The organism is Parabacteroides sp. AM58-2XD (genome assembly GCF_003463685.1).
In the GTDB taxonomy this organism is placed as follows: Bacteria; Bacteroidota; Bacteroidia; order Bacteroidales; family Tannerellaceae; genus Parabacteroides; species Parabacteroides segnis.
On sequence record NZ_QSDP01000066.1, the window covers coordinates 1 to 21,442 of the forward strand.

Sequence of the window (21,442 nt, forward strand, 5' to 3'; positions counted from 1 at the left end):
TTCGTTACTTCGTACTGTTTTCATAAGCTATATCGTTATTAGTTAATAATGAATTTGATACAATACAAAGTTAACTAAAATGGTATAGCTTTTGTAGTGCTATCTCGTGCTATCCGTCTTTTCCGATTTTAAACATAGGAACTATTTTATGGTAAAATAATAAAATTCAATTATATAGTACATTAAAGGTTCCCCCTCTTCACAGAGGAGGAAACCTTCCCACATCAACGATGCGTACTAATACCTATGAAATAATTATAATAATAAAATTCATAGTATAATAGATCTAATACTCAGCTTTTATATCATACTATTTAGATGGACCGGAAGGTGTTAACGGCCATCCAGGATTCTGATAAATTACAGAAGTGGACAGATCATCCGGGTTCGTTGCCGAAATTCTGAAATGTGTCAAAGCAATAGGTGTCAAATAATGTGCTTCACACCAGTTATATCCGTTGAACATAATATTATTAGTTTTCACGATCTGATATGGCCTCAAGTATTTACCACTCTCTGTGTAATTAGAGACATTGGGATTCTCCTGTCCTTGCGGGATCAATAAATTCTTTCCGCTTGTTTCATCTTTATAAGCATCCTTCAACTCTGATTCCCATAAATTTACACCTTCTACTTGATAATTTCGTACCTGATCAAGTGCTCTCCAACGTTTCAAATCAGTCATACGAAAACCTTCTTCCAGTAACTCGCAACGACGTTCACGGCGAATACAGTATAATAATTTACTTACCTGCTGTCCTGCAGAGTATACACCCCAATCTGATTCTTTACCCAAATCCGTAGCATCAAGTGTTATTTTATAATCTGGCAGATTAGCCCTGTCACGAATTGCAGTCCAGTATCCCTGTACCTTAGAATCAATACTCGTACCATTATTTTCAATACAGGAAGCTTCAATATAATTCAGATAAGCCTCCGCTGCACGGAATACAGGACAACCTTCTATACTCGTCTGTCCACCTTTATAATAGTTATCACTTAAACCTTTACGTAATCCATATCCTGTAACAGCTCTATTTTCTGCCAAATTCAAAATTCCAGGAGCACCGTTATCTCCCCCCCATTTCAAACCAACTTTTGTATCCATGACTTCCATCGGTTTCATCATAAATAAATCCAAACGAGATTCTCTACCTTCTCTTACATTATCAACAGAAGTATCTCCTTTATATCCTGAACCGGAAGCATAAATTGGCAGTCCGTTATTCATTAGAAATGTTTCTACAAACTGACGGGTAAATCCCGAATTTCCACCGCTTGGCAGATACGACGTAGCAAAATGATAAATATTGAAATCAGTATTATTATATTTCTTCCATAACAAAATTTCAGGACAACCCTCCATATCTTCCAGACAGAATTGCGCATAATAAGGATTTCCCATCTTTCTTTCTCCTGACTGATTAACAGCTAGTAAGCCAAGATCTGCTATTTCTGCAGCCGCCTTTTTACATTCAGACACGAAATAAGCGATATCGGCATCAAGATTCCCAGAGAAGTCTTTACCCGGCCAACCGGGTCCACCCGGAACAAGGCTCGTCCCTTTATGATAAGTCAACCAACTGGCTTCAAATAAAGCAACTCTGGACTTAACCAACAGTGCTGCATTCCGGGTTATCCTGTTCTTTCCTCCAGGAGGTGTATTACTTAAATATGAAATCGCCTGATCCAGGTCACTAAGAATAAATTTTGCAACTTCATTACGAGGCTGCCGCTTACTTGCTTCAATCAAGGCCTCTTTCTCATCAGGTAAGGTATTCTTCACAATCGGGAAATCACCATACGTCTTCAATTTACTAAAATATTTCCAGGCACGTTCAAAATAAATCTCTCCAATATAATGTCTGATATTTTCTTCAACGCCTGTAATTTCACCTGCTTCATAGCGAGGAAGTACAATTTCAAGAAAATAATTCAGTTCCCTTATAACATCAAAATTCCAAGGATCATCTTCTCTTTTATTGTATGATTCCTTTACCTTTAGTTCACCCGGTGCCCATTGGTTATCGAAAGAAGAAGTAGCCTGATTATCTGTATTATTATCTTCCTTCCATATACCTATATTATACCCATCATGAGTTGTGAACTCATAATGCTTAACAGCATACGATGCTAGATCAGATTCCGTCCAAAAGAAGTCATCTGGTGTCACTTTATCAAGCGGTTTCATTTCTAAGAAGTCATTGCATGATGTCAGTCCGATGAATCCTCCGAACAAAATAACTATATATTTATTCCATGTTTTCATTGTCACTTCATTTAAAAATTAACACTAAATCCTGTTGAATAAGTCCGTGAAAGCGGATATGTTTTAGCCGTACTTGTCGCACCATTATCAGCCCCGTATCCCGTCCCTAAGGTTTCAGGATCGTAACTATTAGGTAATGAAGTTATAGTTAACAAGTTATCTGCCGAGAAAAATATTCTGAGATTTTGTATACCGATTCTTTTTGTCAGGTAAGCAGGGATCGTATAACCAATCTGCAAATTCTTCAAGCGACAATAAGCTGCATTTTGAAGATAACGCGTCTGCTTCTTCTGGTTTTTATCGCCAGCAAAGTTCGGACGTGGAAAATAACCATCCAGATTAGTCCCCCATTCGTCTCCTTCCGGACGAAAGAAATCCATATGTTCTGTAAATACAGTCGATCCCCATTTTCCGCCACTGGCACCAAACATCATATTGCCATCCAACCAATAATCTCTTTTAGCAACTCCCTGTAAAAATAGTCTAACATCAATACCCTTCCAAGCAGCATCCAGATCAAGACCAAATTTAAAACGCGGTGTGTTATTTCCTATTATTTTAAAGTCCCCCGGATCTGTAATCGTTTTTCCTTCATGAATCACTCCATTACCGTCCAGGTCTTTATACATAATATCGCCGGCTGCCCATTTACTACCTTGTTCATTCTGACCTCCGTTAGGCAAAGTAGCCAAATGATCATTCATTTCTTGATCTGTTTTTGCTATACCTATCGTTTCATATCCCCAAATTTCACCCATATACTGACCAGCACGCCAAGTATTCAAAGAACCTGTTTCATTCGGGTATTTCAATATTTTCTGACGGTCATCAGAAAGAATAAAATGAACACCATACTGCAAGTCTCTAATCTGATCTCTCCAGGATATATCCAAATCGAATCCCCGAGACATTAAGTCGGCATTATTCGTCTTCGGAACCTTTGTTCCCAAAATTACCGGAAGCTCAGGAGCCGGACCTACCATATTTACTGTTTTCCTTTCAAACCAATCAAAACTAACATTCAAACGATTCTGAAGGAATCCCATATCCAAACCTATATCCCATGAGCGCATCGTTTCCCAGCCAAGCAATACAGAAATTAAATCCGGAGCATTTGAGGTATTCGGAAGCTGATTATTGATAAGCCATTTACCATCCTTATCGGCTGCTGCAAATTTCATTGTTTGAATATATGGATAAAGAGATTCTGTGTTCTGATTACCCAACTCCCCCCATGATCCACGTACTTTAAACGTATTTACAATATGTTCATAAGGTTGCATAAACTCTTCACGGGCAATATTCCACCCAAGAGAAAAAGATGGGAATAAATTCCATCTTTTATCCTGAATAAAACGTGAAGTTCCGTCATAACGGAGATTTACTTCCAACAAATATCGTTCTTTATAATCATAATTCAGACGACCAAAGAAACCAGCCGTAGCCCAATGTTCCAACTTCGAATCTGTAATTTTCTCTTGCCCGGTAGCCTGAGATATGTTAGGAACATTGTCCGTAATCAAATCATTCTTTTTTGCACCTAACTTACGATATTTATTCAATTCAGCTTGGAAACCCACCATTGCCTTCATTGTATGGCCTCCCTTAAATGCCTTCATATATTCTGAATAAACATTCGGATTAAAAAAATTAGTACGCCCTGCTGATTCCTCTGCAGAAGTCACATCGAAGCCTCCCTTATAGAACATGCTTCCGTCAACATTCCATTTAGGTAGTTTATACGTATGCTTATGCCAAAACTCATCAATGGTCTTATAATTTATTTCTCCAAATATTTTCCAATTCTTTATCGGCTCCAACACGATCTGGAATTGCTGATACAACCAATCTGTCTGTGTATTATCGGAACCACTATGAACAAGACCTGATATCTGATCATTCAGAATATATCCATTCGGATCTAATACCGGTTCTGTCGGCCAACGTTTCGTTAATTCATGATATAACTGATTACCCATATAAGAGGTTTTCTCATAATCTTTCCGCATAAATTTAGTACTGTAATTTACATGTAACCAAGGGAAAAGCTCTGCATTAATCTTAGCTGTCATCGTATATCGTTTCACATTATCCGGGCGATAACTCATTAAACCATTCTCATCCATAAAATTACCAGAAAGATAATACTGAATTTTTTCTGTTCCACCATTTGCACTCAACGAATGCTCTTGTGAAAATGCTGTATTACCAAAAAGAAGATCATACCAGTCATTGTTACTATTTCCTATCCAGTTCCATGTATTCGGATCATTCGTATTAGGTACTGTCGTGTCTGTAAATGAACCATTTTGATACCCTATAATACGCTGCATTGTCTCTTCGTTAAATGTTGGATTTTGACCATCAGCAGCTGCCGCACGATTAAAATACTGAGCAAATGTATAAGAGTCAGCAACATGCGGCATATTAATTGCATGAGTCCAGCGAAGGTTATTATTATAATTGATACTAATCCTACCGGCTTTTCCTTTTTTAGTCGTAATCAAAACAACACCAAAAGGAGCGCGAGAACCGTATATGGAAGAGGCTGCAGCATCTTTCAATATGGAGATAGTTTCGATATCATTCGGATTCAATACGTTCATATCACCTTCCATACCATCAATAAGGACTAGAGGATCTGATTTTGATCCTTCTCCGATCGTGCCAGCACCACGAATATTAATCTTCATATTTTGATTAATTTCTGCACCACCTGTACTACCATAGGAGAAGTTCATACCGGGAACCAAACCTTGTAAAGCTTCTGAAATAGTAGCAACCGGTCGGGATTGGAGTTTTTTGGAATCAACTACAGATACCGAACCTGTGAGATTTACTTTTTTCTGTGTTCCGAAACCAACAATGACAACCTCATCCAATGTTTGTGTATCCTCTTTTAAAGTAATTCTAAAAAGATTTTCTTTATCAACAGGGATTTCCTGAGTTACATAACCAATATAACTGATTTTCAATACAGCATTTGTTGGTACAGACAAGTGGAAATCACCATTTACATCAGTAATTGTCCCGATAGAAGTTCCTTTCACCTGAATAGAAGCTCCAATAACAGATTCACCATTTTCATCCTTTACTGAACCTTTTATTGTACGTTCATTTTGTTGGACACCTAGTGTACCAGCATCTTTTTCTATAATAGGATTTAAGGCTACCAAGCCTTTTCCTGTGTCCGCTTTTGATGGGGCGGCAGAGAATAAAAAAAGAAGGGCAAAGGTCACGCTCCAGTTTTTCATTCCCCGGAAATTCTCTCTCTTCATGTTAAATGTCATTTTCTTTAAGTTTTTTCCTAGATAATTCTTTTTCTCTCTAATTTAGATCTTAAGGGGGATTATCCCTTTTCAGTCGTTGTGTTCTCTTTTTTTAATCATAGGCAAATTTTTATTTATTTCACACAACAAAAAAAACGATATGATAATCATTCGATATCCAATATCGTCTAAAGAATTTTCGTTTTTTGATAAATAAAATATAATACAAGCTATACAGATAGAGTTAGTACATATTTGGATTCAATCACGCTAAAATACGGAATACGTCAATAAAAAAGCGCATCCATGATCAATACATGAATGCGCTTTTTTTATCTGTCTCAGACAGTATCTGAACTTATCTCAACCGGTCGAGCGAACGAACCAATGCTTCATCCGCACCGATGTTACGGATAGCCAGATAATCCAGGATCAATGCAATTATCGGGAAAGAAAGGGCAATCTTCACACTCAGCGCTGCACCAGCCAGCTGATCTTTCAAAATCCATACAAAGAAGCCGAACAGGGCATAGAAACCCAACATCAGAATCCCGTTAAAGATACAAAGACGGATCTGCAACATCCTCTTCTTAAATAAGAAGATCGTTATCAATGACAGGATGGAGATTACTGCCGTCAAAGCAAAAAGTCCCCAAGTCGGATAAACGAGTTCCGGTTCAGCAGCGATCGTGCTTACGCCTGTTGCATCAAAAGAGTAAAACTGGTCTCCCGCCTGCAACATGGCAAGAGGTAAAAACAATGTTGCGACCATTAAGGCCACGATAATAAGCAAGTAAACTGTTTGTATTCTTTGTAACATAATTCTTAAAGTTGACAGTTGACAGTTGACAAGTGACAGTTAAAGAGAGATAGGAAATGGGCTAATAAAAATGGACAATTGCATTTTTATTAATTACAATTGCCCATTATATTTGGAACATTTCACTGTCAACGGTTACTTGTCGACCATCAACTCGTTAAAAGTTATTCTTTTCTTTAGCAGGGTTCTTATAGTAAACCTTACCTTCTTCATATTCCTGAGCAGCGATCAGAGTCGGCTTCGGAAGCTTTTCATAATAACGGGAGATCTCGATCTGCTCTCTGTTTTCGAAAACTTCTTCCAGATTATCGTTATAAGAAGCAAACTCCTGAAGTTTCTTTTCCAGGTCCTGCTTCATTTCAACACTAATCTGGTTAGCCCGTTTTCCGATGATCATTACTGTTTCATATACATTTCCCGTGTCGGCTGACAACTTCATCATGTCACGGGTTACCGTATTCGAAGGGGCGTTAGACTTTCTGTAATCCATTTTACTTTATTGATTAAATAATATCGTTAATACGCATCTGTTATTCTCTTGCTGGCATAATCGTAGAACTTCTGTGCCTGTTTTACATATTTGCCTTCCGGATATTCGTTCATGTAAGTGTAGTATTCATCCACTACCTCACGATAACGACCCTGCAACTTTTCTTCCACACTGGCAATAGCCTGTTCATACTTCGAACGCAAAACATAGAACATAAACTCTTCCCTGTATTTGGAATAAGGATAGTTCTTCAAGGCATTCTCGGCAGTGATCACGGCAGACAAATAGTTATTGTCGCGCATGTAAGTACCCAGGTTATAATACAATCTTACAGCCAGTAATTCCTTGTAAGCCAGTTTCTCCTGCAATTCAAACATGATCTTCTGGGCTTCGGCGGCACGTTCGCTCTGCGGATAATACTCCAGATAGAGCTGCAACTGGTTAATAGCTTCATACGTCTGCGTCTGGTCTAACCGCGGATCGGGAGAGTCCAGATACAAACCATATCCCGAATAATAGCGGGCCAATTCCGTGTACTCGCCTTTCGGATAGGTGGTGTAATACGTATTAAAGTATTGCGAAGCCGTCTGATAATCTTTTTGTCCATAATAGCTCTGAGCCAGCAGGTACAAGGATTCTTCGGCATAAGCAGTTCCTTTAAAGATTGTAACCAGTTCATCCAGCAGGGTAGCAGACTTGTTGTATTGCTTTGCATTGAAATACTTCTTTGCATACGAATACTTCAACTCATAGTCCGTACTTTTCAATATCTTGTTATATTCCCCACAGGAGGATAACAAGACCGTAATCATCATCAATAAAAATACAACCTTTTTCATTCACATACTTTTAGCGCGCAAAGTTACATTTTTTATTGCAAAATAACGAAGCGCATAACGTTAATATTTACAACTTATATAAATCGCTGGCAGCAATAAGCTCCAGTTTGTTGGCTTTCAGAACCTCCGCACACTTCTCCACATTGTCGGGGCGGATGATCACATTGGCTGCCTCTCCTTGCGAGAAAGCATACATATATTCGACAAATATACCTGCCGAAGTTATGATCTCCATCGCCTTCGCCAATGCACCGGGCTGGTTGGGGCAATGCAGGCACACCACATCAGCCACACTCACCGCATATAATTTTTCACGAAGTACCTGAATTGCTTTGTCTGTGTCCGACACGATCAGACGCAGGATACCAAAATCGGAATTCTCCGCCACCGTAAAGGCTGACATGTTCACTCCGGCTTCACCCAAAATCTTTGCCACTTCCGTAAAACGGCCTTTCTTGTTTTCAAGAAAGATTGATAATTGTTTAATTAGCATAGCACTTTACTATTTTTAGGGTTTAAACTAACTTACGATTGTCGATCACGTGTTTTGCCTTACCCATACTGCGTTCAAGGCTACGCGGTTCCACAATCTTTATATCAGGCTGAATGCCGATCACGCTCTGCATACGGGCGGCGATCTTCTTTTTCAGCGCGATCATCTTGTTCATTTCATCCGAATAATAATCCGGTCGTACTTCCACCTGGATCTGGAAAGTATCGGTATTGTTCACACGGTCCACCACAATCAGGTAATGCGGTTCGAATTCCGGCATTTCCAGCAATACGGATTCTACCTGCGACGGGAATACGTTGACACCACGGATGATCATCATATCGTCGCTACGTCCGAGGATACGTCCCATACGGACAGCGGTACGGCCGCATTCGCACTTTTCATAGATCAGGTGCGTCAGGTCACGCGTACGGTAACGGATCATCGGCATACCTTCCTTGGTCAGGGTAGTAAATACCAACTCGCCTTGTTCACCTTCAGGCACAGGTTGCAAAGTTACCGGATCGACGATTTCCGGGAAGAAATGGTCTTCCCACAGGTGGGTACCGTTCTGGCATTCGCATTCGCCACCGACACCGGGACCGCAGATTTCTGTTAATCCGTAGATATCGTATGCTTTAATATTCAGTTTCTGCTCCAGTTCCTTACGCATATTTTCCGTCCAGGGTTCCGCGCCGAACGCTCCTACCCTTAGTTGGAATTCTTCCAAAGGAATGCCCGAGTTATGGATCGTTTCCGCCAGATACAGAGCATAGGAAGGCGTACAAGCCAGACCTTTCGCTCCGAAGTCGTGCATCAACTGAATCTGTTTTTGCGTGTTACCACTACTCATCGGAATTACGGTACCACCGATATTTTCCACGCCAGCATGAGCACCCAGACCTCCGGTAAATAAACCGTAACCGTAAGATACCTGCACAGAGTCATTCTTCGTAAGTCCGTAAGCTGTCAGACAGCGTGCCACCACTTCCGACCAGATCGACAGGTCCTTACGGGTATATCCCACAACAATGGGTTTTCCGGTCGTACCGGAAGAGGCATGCAAACGAACAATCTCGGACATCGGCACAGCCATCAGTCCGAACGGGTAATTATCTCTTAAATCCTGCTTTACCGTAAACGGCAGCTTGGAAATATCTTCAATTGATTGAATATCATCCGGAGTAATACCCATCTCCTGCATTTTCTTGCGATAGAAAGGAGTATTATGATAAACGTGTTCGACAACCCGTTTCAACCGGATGCTCTGTAATTTCCGCATTTCTTCGCGGTCCATACATTCAATAGTTTCGTTCCAAATCATGGTATCAGTTTGTTATCATTTAATTGTTAGTAGTGTAAAACTGTCGCAAAGTAATAACTTTTTTACTAACTGACAATAAATAATAACGCCAAATCAATCGAGACTTACTTCCATAAGGATCAAATTATCGTCTTCGTCCAATGTTTTAGTTATCTCCAGCAGGTCTCCGCCCAGTTCGTTCTTTTCCATTGCTTCCAGCAAAGTAAAAGGATATAAGGTATAATAGAGCTTGTTATTATTGAAGACAAAGTTCATCATGTCGCCGTTCTGCCAGTCTTTATTTGTCAGCTTGACATGCGAGAAAGAGTTTTCTGCCACATTATATAAATAGAGTTCGTCACGCAGTTTCATTTGACCTTCATCTTTCAGGAAGACGGCGTTGACAAGCATCTGATTCGGAGTCAATGCCCGAATCTCGCAAGCGATCTTTCCATCTTTCTCTGTCGATAACGGCAGTTTGGTAAAGACAGGTTTCAGTTGGCGGTCGGGCGACAACCGATATAACGTATCGGCAGCCGGTTCGCTGATCAGGCATCCTCCGTCGCCGCAGGATAGTAGGTTTCTCATACGGTTCAGCAGAATAAAGGGACGTCCGTCGCGGGTAGTTACGATCATACTGCGATAACGATTGTCGGAGACGATAGGCAGACGTTCGATCTTCTTTCCGGTTTCCTTATCCATCAGGACATAAGGCTGGTTACTTGCTTCCGGGTTATCATCTATTTTAGCGGTCTCACCTTCTTTCACAAAAAGAGCGCCTTTCATATCCAGAAAGACCATTGCATTCTCATCCAGCGATTCGATTACATCCATCTGTAAAGAATCCGGCAGACTGAAAGACCTTTTATAAGTCCCGTCCAAACCATAAACCTGCATCTGGGTTATTCCATCTAAAAAGAGTTCCTGACGTTTCTCATCATACAGGATATGGCGTATTCGGGCATATTCTTCACCGCCTTGCCCCTTGCGATTAAAACGGCTGATCATCTCTCCTTTCTTATTGAAACCGATCACGTCGCCGGTAGAAGACCCGATAAAGAACAACCCGGCTTCGCTGGGAATAAGTTTCATCTGGTCGCCCAGCAACACGTTTTCAGGCGTTTGCAGACGGAAATAACGTACCTTTCCCAAATCCTGCAAAGCGGCCTCCCTGTCCGGAATATCCGCACGAAAATCCAATACAGGCAACGGGCCTTCATTCTTTGCTCCATTCTTACATCCATTCAGTCCCACAACCAACATCACTGCCACAGCACATAAACATATCCTTTTCATAATCCCTTTGAATTTAATACAACATAGCGCAAATAAAGGGATAATATTTCAAAGAAGCAAGGATATTACGATAAATTCGTAAAACACACATTGTATTCGTAAAGCGAAGAAGATGAATGTATACATACCTGTATTTAACATTTCACATGGACTACTCCAAACCGCCGGGAGAAAAATGGTTCGTCCCTGTAAGACGCAAGAGTGATAATATACGTACCTTTGCCCAACGATTAAAGATAGATTTCCGGACAAGATGAAACGAAACATACTTGCACTATACATTATTAAACTATCCAAATGGTTCACCCTGGTCATGCCAATCATCGTGCTTTTCTATGAAGATCATGGACTGGGATTGCAGGATGTATTTATACTGAAGAGCGTTTATTCAATCGCAGCCGTGGCACTTGAGATACCCTCCGGATATCTGGCTGACGTGTGGGGACGGCGCAAATGCCTCATACTCGGATGTATTCTTTTCTTCTTCGGATATCTCTGTTATTCGTTCACCTCCACCTTCGCCGCCTTTGTCATAGCCGAAATACTATTGGGAACAGGGCAAACGCTGGTCAACGGGGCAGACTCCGCCTTGCTGTACGATACGACAGTCCAATATAAGAAGGAAAACCTTTATCTGCGTTACGAAGGACGTATCACCATGATCGGTAACTTTGCCGAAGCCATTGCCGGTATTTTCGGCGGATTGCTGGCGGCTTATTCGCTGCGTTATCCGTTTTATGCACAGGCACTGATCGCATTCAGCGGCATTCCGGCAGCCTTCGCCCTACAGGAACTGAATATTAAAAGTAAGGTGCAAAGCCCTGTACAGGAGATCGTACGGATCATCAGGTACTCGCTGGTCACTAATAAAAGGCTCTGCTACAACATTATGTTCTCAGGGATTATCGGAGCTGCCACACTCACCATGGCGTGGTTCGTACAACCTTACCTGATGTATATGAATACGCCCACTTCGTGGTTCGGTGTAATCTGGACGGTGCTGAACCTGACCGTAGGGATCTCCGCTCTTTATTCGGACCGTGTGGACAGTTATTTCGATCCCAAAAAGATGGGCATACTGATCCTGACATTCGTGGCAGGCGGTTACGTGGCACTCGCCTTCAACCTGACCTACGCAGGGCTAGCCATCCTGTTCGTTTTCTATATCATAAGAGGCTTTGCCACCCCCATATTAAAAGGATACATCAACCAGATGACCTTTTCGGAGATGCGTGCCACCGTCCTTTCCATCCGTAACTTTATCATCCGCCTGATGTTTGCCGCCATCGCTCCGTTCATCGGCTGGCTGAACGATATGTATTCGCTCAGGATCGCCTTACTGGCATCTGCCGCGATCATCATGGTACCAGGAGCCTTATTCCTCTGGCTGCAACTAATGGCGAAGACCGATAAAGAATAACAGGTGAACGATTTATAAAGATTTTATCCTATATTTGGGGAATATTTACTTATAATCATCTTAGATCATGAACACAGAAAAGGCCACTCCTGTAACAGCCATCGTGCTGGGAGCCAGCGGAAGAGGAAAATTGTACGGCGATTATTCACTGGAACACCCGGAAGATTTGCAAATCACCGGCATTGCCGAGTTGGTGGAACTGCGCCGCAACATATATGGCGACAAATACCATGTACCCGAAGAAAACCGAGTCGCCACCTGGGAAGAGATGCTCAGCCGTCCCAAGTTTGCCGATGCCGTCATTATCGCTACCCCCGACCATCTGCATTATGCCCCCTGTATGAAAGCGCTCGACCTGGGATATGATATCCTCCTTGAAAAACCGATCGCACAGACAGACGAAGAATGCCGTCGCCTGGTAGCCTATGCCAAAGAAAAAGGAAAGATCGTCGGCCTGACGCATGTGCTCCGTTACTCGCCTTATTTCGGAATGCTGAAAGAGATGGTGAGCAGCAAAGCGATCGGCGACCTGGTCAGTATCCAGCATTTCGAACCGATAGAACATGTACACATGAGCCATTCATATGTGCGCGGAAGCTGGCGCAACGCAGAAGCGAGTACGCCCGTTGGTCCTTGCCAAATCGAGTCACGACCTGGATATCCTCCACTGGATCATCGGCAAGCCCTGTAAGAAAGTGGTAGCCTTCGGTGACCTGGCGCATTTTAAGGCGGAAAACGCCCCCGAAGGTGCTCCGGCCCGTTGTACCGACGGCTGTCCGGCAGAAGCGACCTGCCCTTTCTCCGCCCTGAAAATCTACTACCGCGACCGCACCTGGCTATACGTATTCGACCTGCCGGAAGACCCGGACAAACAGGGCGACGTCATCCTCGAAAACCTAAAAACAGGACCGTACGGCAAATGCGTCTACCATTGCGAGAACAACCAGCCCGATCATTATATGATGCTGATGGAATTTGAAGGCGGCGTAACGGTCAACTTCTCGATAGAGGCTTTCACATCGTATGGGGGCCGCCGTACCCGCATCATGGGGACGCGTGGCGACATCGTCGGCGACATGGAAGAGTTCACCCACACCGACTTCGCCACCGGTGTTTCAAAAACATACAATGCCAATGCTGAAGACGCTCTCAACTACGAAGCGTAGGCCACGGTGGCGGTGATGCCGGTATGATCCGCGACTGGATCGAAGCCATCCGCCGCCAGGATGCCAGCCTGATGAGCACACCACTCGACGAGTCGCTGGAAAGCCATCTGATAGCCTTTGCGGCAGAAAGAAGCAGGAAAGAAGGGAAAGTGATAAGCCTCTCCCCCCTTAGGCTAAAGCTTCTAACAGATCGATTTATATCCGCCCCGTACATTCAATGGACCGGGCACTCTGGTATTACATAATAAGGTATCCCCCGGATTATATCAATGACCATTTTTGCATTAGCTATATTGATCTTCCGGGGTTCCTGCAAACCTTCAGCCGTTACCTTATAAACAGTTGCCGACTTAGAGTTGCCCCATAAATAAGGGATATCGAAAGAAGTCCTTCCATTCGTGTCCTGACTGTAGACAATTACACCTTCATCATCGCGCCATACGACCGGGATACAGATAGTGTTTTTATTACGCAGGATACGGTCTTTTTGCCGGACCGTGCTATCTGAAAGCGAAACGCTGACCTGGCCACTGAACAAGGAAACACGGTTTTTCCCCTCGCCTTCCACAGAAAGACGCTCCAAACTGTTAAGGTAGAAATATTGCGGACATTTCAACATGAAGTCTTCCGTAAGAAGAGGTTGCCATGAGTAATTCTCCGCAATTTTCCAGATAGGTTCTCCATAGCAGGAAGTTCCGAAAAGAAATCCTAGGTCATGGTCACTACTACGGATATCCGGGTTAAGCCCCGTACCTGTATAAACATTGGCTGGGATACGCAAATAATCATTTTGAACCGCACCATTGAAATGCCAAGCGTAAGGGACGATACCCACCATGTAATCCATCATCCATTCACTGGTGATATCTAATCCTTTGGCCTTCCAATATGCAGCCGCTTTCTTCTGATATTCGGCCTCTACAATGACCGTTTCGTTGTGTCCTTCGCTAGGACGCGCAATCCAGGCATCGGCATGGATCGTCCCGCTTTCCTGCAATTCAGGCAACAAATCCAACAAACGGTCAATACGCATCTGAGTATAACCGGCCTCCCACTCATTGCGATAATTGATCTGGTAAGCTTTACGTCCGTTATATACGCCGATCACTTTCAGACTACCGTCAGCATTCTTCGAGATCAAGTCGTTCACTACGTATTCAGGCCACAAAGGGCTATCATCGTAAGCATCGGTCACATTGATATGCAAGCTGACAGTGGTATTATATTTCCGTGCTTCACGAATCAGCCAGCGCAGGCTCTCACGAGCAGAAACATCGGTATCCCGTTTCAAATATTCATTCACTTCAAAAAAAGCCGGATATTTATCATCATGCCCGTTATATTGCCAGCCAACAAGATAAACAATCTTCGGAACACCCAATGAAAGGTTATCCGACTGGCGAATTATTTCCAAGGCCTGTTCAAAAGTCAAGCGTACATCACTACCTCCATTTTTATCCGGCACAGCCAACAACATTTTCGTGACCCAAGTATGGGAATAATCATGATTAAAGGCATTGATATAGCTCAATTGAAATAATAAAAAGAAAATAAGTATTTGTAATCGCTTCTCCATGATCTATTTATATAATCTATTATTTGACAACAGATAAATTATTTACACTATGAACCATATATTCCTTTTGGCATTGTAACACACGGTTTTGTTTCAACAGGACATGATCCGCATTACCTATATAAATGCCGCAAGGATTCCCTTCTCCCATGATCAGGTTATTCTCTATCCGTATCCGGTCATGCAGGTAAGACGATCCTGTATCATCAGCGTCGATGATGACAGCAATGCCGGATGCCCCTCCTTGCCCACCGGCTCCGTTCCCGCACCCCATCATAACGTTGTTGGTGATAACTACATCTTTTGCATGCGTGCCTTCATGCCAAGAGGCTTCTGCTCCTACATGGACTGCCGTACCGGTCCCGTTACGGAAAACATTATTATTGATTAAGACACTGCGCGTCTTCACCAATATTCCCCGCGCCAGATGGCTATTTATGAATGAGTTCTCAAATTCCAACCGAGGGAGTTTGGTGATATTCATCAGATAATAATTCTCAAAGTCGGCCGGCAGATTGTCTGAAAAAGTCACCTGTGAAGAAGTGGCCGGCCTTTGATGCGACACAGCAACCACCTGATAAGTACGAACCGGCTTCAATGTTTTGATCTCCACCAATTCCATCACATCACCAACACGTGGCACATCTGCCACCTGTGCATGTGTATATGTTACAGCTTTCACCAACAGTTCCGCCTGATTGGCAGATGCCGAAACAATACTCTGATAGTAACCATGCACATTCGTAGCATCATCTCCCTGCCCTTGGAAAGTGCACCCTTCAAAACGAAGTAACCCCTCACAACAAGCAAAATGGGTAGCATCCGTATTCGTAGAATATAATATCCCTGTGCAGGAACAACAGCCAGACGTTTGATCAAAATATCTTTACTGTCGAAACCGACAATCCCCATTCCTGCTTGCGAATGGATCGTCACACCCTCCAATTCCGTCTGTGTACTCCGGTGAATCAAGATAGCCGGCCGGAAATGAAAAGAATGCAACACCCCGGCATCCGCCCCCAACAATCCGGCCGGTATTTGATGATGGAAACGAACCCGATTGTTTCCCAACAACTCACGTTTCGGGAAGTAGATAGGATCAGGATACATCCGATTCTTCTCTTTATTCCAAATCGTCATACGGGTAAGAGGCATTTCGTCTGTAATGATTCTTTCATCTGTAAACTGCACATCAAAATAATCTGGCTGGATGGAGATAATTTCTCCCGAAGAGAAAGGTTTTCGCTTATAATCAATTGTCAGCCCCTTTACCTTCACACGGGTACAATTTTCTATACAAAGGGGTTCCATCCACCCCTCACACAGCAAGGTAGCTCCTTCTGCCGAGAGAGTCAAGTCTGTAGCTCCACCCAAATCAAGCCCTTTCGAATAAGGATAATATGGCGTATAAATAACAGCTCAGGATTTGTTCCAAACTTTCCGGCCAACGCCTCTTCCTCCAAACGCACGGCATCATCATCTTTTAGCTGGTACACTCCAGGCGGGAAATATAAAGTACAACCGGGTTGGGTACAGCAATAATCCACTGCTTTCCGCAACGCCTTGGTGTCATCTTTCCCATCATCGGCAATGGCCCCGTACTTGGCCACGTTTACCAATTTTCCAACTGCTTTGCCTTGTACCGGCAAAAGGCCGGCACAGGTACAAAGGCAAACAAATAATAGTTTCATGTTCATATTTTATTCTTTAAGCATCTCTTTTACTGAAGTGCCAGTCCTGCGGGGACGATCGAAACAGCCTCTCCTTTTCTTAAAGCCAGCTTGAGGAATCCATTATCCACAGGTATTGCCGAAGACTTCAGAGCCGGTTCATTCATGGATATGGTATAAACATCTACGGCACCGACCTTCTCCCAACCTTCCGGCATTCGCCAGCTGCGGTTATCGTAGCCTTCTGCGGAATAGGCGATGATCTCGTTCTCGTTCCAAAGAGCGGGGACAAATAGGTTGTCGTTTTCACGCAGGATAAAATCGCCTTTGCGGATGATCTTCTTTCCATCTTCCACACAGGCTACAACACCATCACTGTAATACAATGCGTCATCGATAAAAGCAACACGTTCAAGACGACTCAGATAATACCAAGGCAACGTCATCGTACAGAACTGAGACAGGAAACCGGGAAGATTATCCTTGTCTTTCTGAAAAATCTCCTCACCTTGCATACTGGAACCGAAACGAAAATCACCTTGTCCGTCCCGATGTGTCCGTCCCCTTGCCGATAACCGTTCGGGGACTTCCATCTGGAAGTTTATATCCGCCGGAAACCACCACGACATAGGTTGCAGGCCGACAAAACCTTCACCTGCCGGATGAGCCCAGAAAATACCTTCACCGGTAACATCGAATCCTTTTTCGCGCCAGTATTTAAAGATCTTCCGCTGTGTTTCCACCTCTTTATACATATCGATACCTCCGTTCTCCGGTTTGGCATGCCAAGGACTTAACGGACGGTTTTCCGGTTGCCAGTAAGCCATAAAAGCGTCGATATGAATGGTATGGCCTTCCTTTAGTTCGGGAACCATCTCGATCAGGTTGTCGACACGGGTTTTGGCGAAGCCTTTCTCCCACTCTTTCGTATAGCTCAGATGATAAGCTCTATGTCCTTTGACATATTCCCAGATGGATTTCAGGTTTCCATTGACATCACGTGCAATAATATCATTTTTGATATAAGTATCCCAAAGAGGACTTTCCTCGAAAGCATCGACCATATTGATGTGCAGACTGATAGTCGTATTATAAGCACGTGCTTCACGGATCAGCCAACGGAGACTTTCTAGAGCTGTAGCATCTTCTTCGCGTTTCAGCTTAGGGTTGACGATGCTCCAGTCGGGATAAAGATGATCATGACCACCACGCTGCCAACCGACCAGATAAATAATTTTAGGAATACCGCGTGTCAGGTGATCTACCCGTTTTACGACGTCCAATGCTTCTGCGAACGTACAGAGACGGGACGGGTCTTTATGCTGAAAGATCACATTATTCGGATCGGGTTCATTCAGTTCACCATCATACCCCATAAAAAGTTTCAATACCAGCGTCTGATGATAGTCGCGGTAATAAGGAGTCACGACCACTTTCTTTTTAGCCGAATAAGTAGTTCCGTCTTTCTGATAAACAGCCGTAACTTCTGCCAATCCGCCATCTTTCGGAATCAACTGGTCACCGGACAAAGCAGCAACCTCGACATTCCCGCTGGCATTGACGGTGCGAACGGATAAGGCTACATCAGACAATGGAATATCCCATGTATTACCTTTCGAATCACAACCGATAATACGGATCGTTCCCCGTTCACCCGGATTACGCACCGGATTAAGAGTCTCTTTATCCAACTGAATCTCTATTCGCTCCAGTGCCCTCTGATCGCTACATGACAAAAAGAAAAAGATTGTTAGAATATAATAGAATATTTTCATGATAATAAGTCCTTTTATTTAATAATAATCAACCATCCTCGCTTTGGATCAACCGGGATCGATTCATCCGGAGTAAATTCACGAGCTTCCTGAAAATCTGTAATTGCCGGGGCAACCATACGGACAGAAGAAGGGTTCAGACCCAATTGTTTCCAGTCGATAGTCAATTTCACCTGTTTCTTATCACCGGAATAATTACCAAGCGATAATAAAGTCTTCCCCTCATTGACATAGGCCGTAACCTTCACCTCTTTATCGGAAGAGGTTACTGCCGGCTTTTCTTCCCAGAAACCGATCATTTTTGCATCCATGATTCCGAAATCATCCCACAATTGCCAAATATACCGCGGATCACAGGAAACTCCTTCCGTCACCCAAGGTTGGCGAACCGTCATGCCATATTGCATACCCAGCCATTTATTACCACCGCCATGCAACATATCTCCCATCAGGCCGAACGGAATACCGGAAACTTCCACCAGCCAGTTAGCAGGCGACATCTCATCGTACATGAAACTTTCACCGAACCAAACTTTATCCACATACGGGAAATACTCCGCATATTGAGTGGCCGGACCACGCGAGAACCCGGTATTCGAATGCAGGTCGATAATGCACCCCGGCTTCACATCATCCATCGCATGACGCATACGTTTCAGCATATCACGACCGAAAGCGACATCATCCAGGTAAAGACCGTCGATATCGACATGTTTTACCATCCAGGCCAACCCTTCTATATAATAATTGTACCAACGGGAATCTCCGGTAGCTGTCAGGACAGAAGCATCGGCTGCAATCCCCAAATGTTGGTCATCGAGATGCTGATACCATTGAGGGGTATAATCCGTTACATAATGCTCCCGGCACCAGGGGAAACCACCCCCTCTGCCACCTTGCAGGATTTCATCCCCCAAACTGCGCAACGCCCATATCTCCGGGACGACATTCGTCAGTTCACGGATAGTATAGTAAATCTTAACCTTACAACCTTTGCCATGCCATTCGTTCACAAAGTCTTTCATCCTGGTCGCTGTGATAAACGGATAGTTGATGAACGGATTCAATTCATTAGCATGATGGACATTGATAATCTTGATGCCGGCTTTTAAATTCTCTTCAGTCGGTGTCGGAGCTCCGCCATTGTGGTAATAACGGTCGGCAAACTGACTGTGAGCATTCAGTTTTTTGACAGGAGTTATCAGCAACGCAAAATCGAATGTCAGATTCTCTCCGGCGTTGAGCGTACGTTCTCCACTGTAAGCAGTAGCAAGTGTACGACTTCCGTTGCGCTGAATACGGAAACCGCCTTTACCGTTATTGTACCAGCTTTCGGGATAAGCAGGTCGATATAGATTCAAAAGCGGTCCGGTATAACTGGCTCCGCGCAATTCACAATGGATACCGGCTTTCTCGGAACCGCACCAGAAACTGTCGAAAGGCCATAGCCAGGAGGTACTTTTGGAAGTAGGAATAGAAACGGCATAATCATGAACCGTCTTTCCTTTTGTCTCCCAACCGCCCGAATAGGTAGCCGGCGTTTCCTGCCCCGGTAGCCCCAGTCCCATAAAATAAGGGGAGGCTTCACTTTTCAGCGGTATTTCCAGACGGATATCCTTAACCTGCAACTCTTTTTTGGGTTCTATAGAATAAATGTAATTAATCCAACCGTCAAACTCCATTGTTGCATGACAAGTCAACGCAAGGTCGTCATCTTCAGCTTTCCAGCTACCGGAAACTTTACCTTCCGACAAGCCGGTTTGCTCAATTGTCCCGTTCAACTTCTTTTCACCCGAAGACGTTTGAATGATAAAGCGTACCGGAGAAGCCAGCAACTCATGCCCCCAGGAATCGATCGAAGAAGGTAAAGCTGTCTGCATATCGATACCGACAGTACGTCCCAGACAAGAAATACGATTATCATCCAAAGACAAATCAGTATAGCCGCTTGTCGGTTTATCCGTAATACCCAGCGTAGAATTGAGCCATCGCAAACGGCTATGACGCCAAAGTTCGTTATCTCCCCGGTCGGCCAATGGCTTACCGCTTACTTTCAGTTCTATATTTACCGGAACGGAATATCCCGTTTCATCAGAAACAGCAATCACCCCTTTATAGGTGCCGGAGGTTGGTTCTCTTCCAAATCAATGCCGAACCAAAGTGGCTGAACAGCATCAGAAGAAACACCCACTATCTTCGTAAAGGGTTTTCCTACCGGATTCACGCCTTCCAGATTGAAGCAGGTAATTGCTTTCGCCGGGATTATATGGTTACCACTTTTCAAACCTTCCGTTTTATACGTGATACTTTTCAAATCATCCTTACCATTCCATACCCCCAACTGGAAAGTATAATATTCGTTTGGCATCGCTGTAGCCTTGAATGTAGAATGGTCGTTTGTCTGAAACCATTTATACGGCACCTGGGATTTCATTCGTATCGGGAAAGTCCGGTCTTCAGGAAAAACCAGAAAGCGTCCGGGATGGGCTTTTCGATAATCATTCTTTTCCTTTGCAGAAGCATAATCTCCATCGGATAAAAACTATCGAAATCCGTACGCGATTCCACCCGGACAATCTTTGCTTCCGGTAACTGACCAGCCGAAGCAGAAGTCTCAACCCATTGCCGGTCGGGAGCATCTTCCTTGGGATAATATCCCCGGTTATAATTTCCATATCCGGGTTGTACCAGGTAAGGCAAATAATAAAAATAGTAAGTGCCTTTCGTTTTAACCGGACCAAAAATCAGTTTGCATTGTTCGTTGTCGACCGCTATCCGTTTAATATTGGAAATCGTATCACCCGTTACAGCATTCACGACCAGAAAACGACGGTTATCGACTTCTTTATCCGGACGTCTCCAATCGAAAGAAAGCATAACAGCTTCCGCCGGTTCATCGACAGTCAATACAGCCCTATGATTACCTAAGGCTTCATTCCACGGACTCTCGGCAACGCCATAAGGATATGGTGCCTGAGAGGATGTTTTTCCGCAGGATAATCCAACCCAGGTTAATAGTACAAAAAATAATATACGTTTCATGAAGTTAGAATTTA

16 protein-coding genes and 1 pseudogene are annotated in these 21,442 nt (G+C 43.5%); 3 read left to right on the forward strand and 14 right to left on the reverse strand.

Features of this window, described 5'->3' with window-relative positions:
• Positions 1 to 310: 310 nt before the first annotated feature.
• The 8 genes from DXA15_RS15920 to DXA15_RS15955 all read right to left on the reverse strand — a co-directional run bounded on the left by DXA15_RS15920 (position 311) and on the right by DXA15_RS15955 (position 10,779).
• Complete coding sequence (locus tag DXA15_RS15920) at positions 311 to 2,269, reverse strand: RagB/SusD family nutrient uptake outer membrane protein (RefSeq protein ID WP_128134659.1); 1,959 nt, start codon at positions 2,267 to 2,269, stop codon at positions 311 to 313.
• An 11-nt stretch (positions 2,270 to 2,280) separates the two neighbouring features.
• Positions 2,281 to 5,547 (reverse strand): TonB-dependent receptor, encoded by a 3,267-nt coding sequence (locus tag DXA15_RS15925; RefSeq protein ID WP_233567343.1) that lies wholly within the window; start codon positions 5,545 to 5,547, stop codon positions 2,281 to 2,283.
• A 349-nt stretch (positions 5,548 to 5,896) separates the two neighbouring features.
• Positions 5,897 to 6,358 carry a DUF4293 domain-containing protein gene (locus DXA15_RS15930; protein ID WP_128134661.1) on the reverse strand — a complete coding sequence of 154 codons (462 nt, stop codon included), beginning with the start codon at positions 6,356 to 6,358 and terminating at the stop codon, positions 5,897 to 5,899.
• Positions 6,359 to 6,515: 157 nt separating this feature from the next.
• Positions 6,516 to 6,848: a DNA-directed RNA polymerase subunit omega gene (locus DXA15_RS15935; RefSeq protein ID WP_122363083.1), complete on the reverse strand. Its 333-nt coding sequence runs from the start codon at positions 6,846 to 6,848 to the stop codon at positions 6,516 to 6,518.
• A 26-nt stretch (positions 6,849 to 6,874) separates the two neighbouring features.
• Positions 6,875 to 7,687, reverse strand: coding sequence for an outer membrane protein assembly factor BamD (locus DXA15_RS15940; RefSeq protein ID WP_007658148.1), 813 nt, complete (start codon positions 7,685 to 7,687; stop codon positions 6,875 to 6,877).
• A 67-nt stretch (positions 7,688 to 7,754) separates the two neighbouring features.
• Positions 7,755 to 8,180 (reverse strand): amino acid-binding protein, encoded by a 426-nt coding sequence (locus tag DXA15_RS15945; RefSeq protein ID WP_007658150.1) that lies wholly within the window; start codon positions 8,178 to 8,180, stop codon positions 7,755 to 7,757.
• Between the two features lie 22 nt (positions 8,181 to 8,202).
• Positions 8,203 to 9,504: a phenylacetate--CoA ligase family protein gene (locus tag DXA15_RS15950; RefSeq protein ID WP_128134662.1), complete on the reverse strand. Its 1,302-nt coding sequence runs from the start codon at positions 9,502 to 9,504 to the stop codon at positions 8,203 to 8,205.
• A gap of 93 nt (positions 9,505 to 9,597) precedes the next feature.
• Positions 9,598 to 10,779, reverse strand: coding sequence for a 6-bladed beta-propeller (locus tag DXA15_RS15955; RefSeq protein WP_128134663.1), 1,182 nt, complete (start codon positions 10,777 to 10,779; stop codon positions 9,598 to 9,600).
• A gap of 253 nt (positions 10,780 to 11,032) precedes the next feature.
• Between DXA15_RS15955 and DXA15_RS15960 the strand changes: the two genes are divergently transcribed.
• The 3 genes from DXA15_RS15960 to DXA15_RS26730 all read left to right on the forward strand — a co-directional run bounded on the left by DXA15_RS15960 (position 11,033) and on the right by DXA15_RS26730 (position 13,365).
• Complete coding sequence (locus tag DXA15_RS15960; RefSeq protein WP_128134664.1) at positions 11,033 to 12,199, forward strand: MFS transporter; 1,167 nt, start codon at positions 11,033 to 11,035, stop codon at positions 12,197 to 12,199.
• 67 nt (positions 12,200 to 12,266) lie between these two features.
• A complete protein-coding gene (locus DXA15_RS26725; protein ID WP_233567344.1) occupies positions 12,267 to 12,890 on the forward strand; it encodes a Gfo/Idh/MocA family protein in 624 nt (207 codons plus the stop codon).
• A complete protein-coding gene (locus DXA15_RS26730; protein WP_233567345.1) occupies positions 12,784 to 13,365 on the forward strand; it encodes a Gfo/Idh/MocA family oxidoreductase in 582 nt (193 codons plus the stop codon). Before DXA15_RS26725 ends, DXA15_RS26730 begins: the two co-directional genes overlap by 107 nt.
• A 214-nt stretch (positions 13,366 to 13,579) precedes the next feature.
• Here DXA15_RS26730 and DXA15_RS15970 read toward each other — a convergent pair whose 3' ends face one another.
• The 6 genes and pseudogenes from DXA15_RS15970 to DXA15_RS15995 form a co-directional block, all read right to left on the reverse strand.
• Positions 13,580 to 14,941, reverse strand: coding sequence for an endo-alpha-N-acetylgalactosaminidase family protein (locus DXA15_RS15970; RefSeq protein WP_128134665.1), 1,362 nt, complete (start codon positions 14,939 to 14,941; stop codon positions 13,580 to 13,582).
• Between the two features lie 19 nt (positions 14,942 to 14,960).
• Positions 14,961 to 15,680: a hypothetical protein gene (locus tag DXA15_RS15975; protein ID WP_128134666.1), complete on the reverse strand. Its 720-nt coding sequence runs from the start codon at positions 15,678 to 15,680 to the stop codon at positions 14,961 to 14,963.
• On the reverse strand, positions 15,620 to 16,315 hold the full coding sequence (locus DXA15_RS15980; protein ID WP_128134667.1) for a hypothetical protein: 696 nt from the start codon (positions 16,313 to 16,315) through the stop codon (positions 15,620 to 15,622). Before DXA15_RS15980 ends, DXA15_RS15975 begins: the two co-directional genes overlap by 61 nt.
• Positions 16,294 to 16,638: a glycosyl hydrolase family 28-related protein gene (locus DXA15_RS15985; RefSeq protein WP_128134668.1), complete on the reverse strand. Its 345-nt coding sequence runs from the start codon at positions 16,636 to 16,638 to the stop codon at positions 16,294 to 16,296. Before DXA15_RS15985 ends, DXA15_RS15980 begins: the two co-directional genes overlap by 22 nt.
• 23 nt (positions 16,639 to 16,661) lie before the next feature.
• Positions 16,662 to 18,386: an endo-alpha-N-acetylgalactosaminidase family protein gene (locus DXA15_RS15990; RefSeq protein ID WP_128134669.1), complete on the reverse strand. Its 1,725-nt coding sequence runs from the start codon at positions 18,384 to 18,386 to the stop codon at positions 16,662 to 16,664.
• A 14-nt stretch (positions 18,387 to 18,400) separates the two neighbouring features.
• Positions 18,401 to 21,428, reverse strand: a pseudogene (locus tag DXA15_RS15995) (glycoside hydrolase domain-containing protein).
• Positions 21,429 to 21,442 lie beyond the last annotated feature (14 nt).

Excerpts from the sequence above, each read along its gene's own strand:
- DXA15_RS15920 (WP_128134659.1), bottom strand. The coding sequence starts at position 2,269 with ATGAAAACATGGAATAAATATATAGTTATTTTGTTCGGAGGATTCATC.
- DXA15_RS15925 (WP_233567343.1), bottom strand. The coding sequence starts at position 5,547 with ATGAAGAGAGAGAATTTCCGGGGAATGAAAAACTGGAGCGTGACCTTT.
- DXA15_RS15930 (WP_128134661.1), bottom strand. The coding sequence starts at position 6,358 with ATGTTACAAAGAATACAAACAGTTTACTTGCTTATTATCGTGGCCTTA.
- DXA15_RS15935 (WP_122363083.1), bottom strand. The coding sequence starts at position 6,848 with ATGGATTACAGAAAGTCTAACGCCCCTTCGAATACGGTAACCCGTGAC.
- DXA15_RS15940 (WP_007658148.1), bottom strand. The coding sequence starts at position 7,687 with ATGAAAAAGGTTGTATTTTTATTGATGATGATTACGGTCTTGTTATCC.
- DXA15_RS15945 (WP_007658150.1), bottom strand. The coding sequence starts at position 8,180 with ATGCTAATTAAACAATTATCAATCTTTCTTGAAAACAAGAAAGGCCGT.
- DXA15_RS15950 (WP_128134662.1), bottom strand. The coding sequence starts at position 9,504 with ATGATTTGGAACGAAACTATTGAATGTATGGACCGCGAAGAAATGCGG.
- DXA15_RS15955 (WP_128134663.1), bottom strand. The coding sequence starts at position 10,779 with ATGAAAAGGATATGTTTATGTGCTGTGGCAGTGATGTTGGTTGTGGGA.
- DXA15_RS15960 (WP_128134664.1), top strand. The coding sequence starts at position 11,033 with ATGAAACGAAACATACTTGCACTATACATTATTAAACTATCCAAATGG.
- DXA15_RS26725 (WP_233567344.1), top strand. The coding sequence starts at position 12,267 with ATGAACACAGAAAAGGCCACTCCTGTAACAGCCATCGTGCTGGGAGCC.
- DXA15_RS26730 (WP_233567345.1), top strand. The coding sequence starts at position 12,784 with ATGTGCGCGGAAGCTGGCGCAACGCAGAAGCGAGTACGCCCGTTGGTC.
- DXA15_RS15970 (WP_128134665.1), bottom strand. The coding sequence starts at position 14,941 with ATGGAGAAGCGATTACAAATACTTATTTTCTTTTTATTATTTCAATTG.
- DXA15_RS15985 (WP_128134668.1), bottom strand. The coding sequence starts at position 16,638 with ATGAACATGAAACTATTATTTGTTTGCCTTTGTACCTGTGCCGGCCTT.
- DXA15_RS15990 (WP_128134669.1), bottom strand. The coding sequence starts at position 18,386 with ATGAAAATATTCTATTATATTCTAACAATCTTTTTCTTTTTGTCATGT.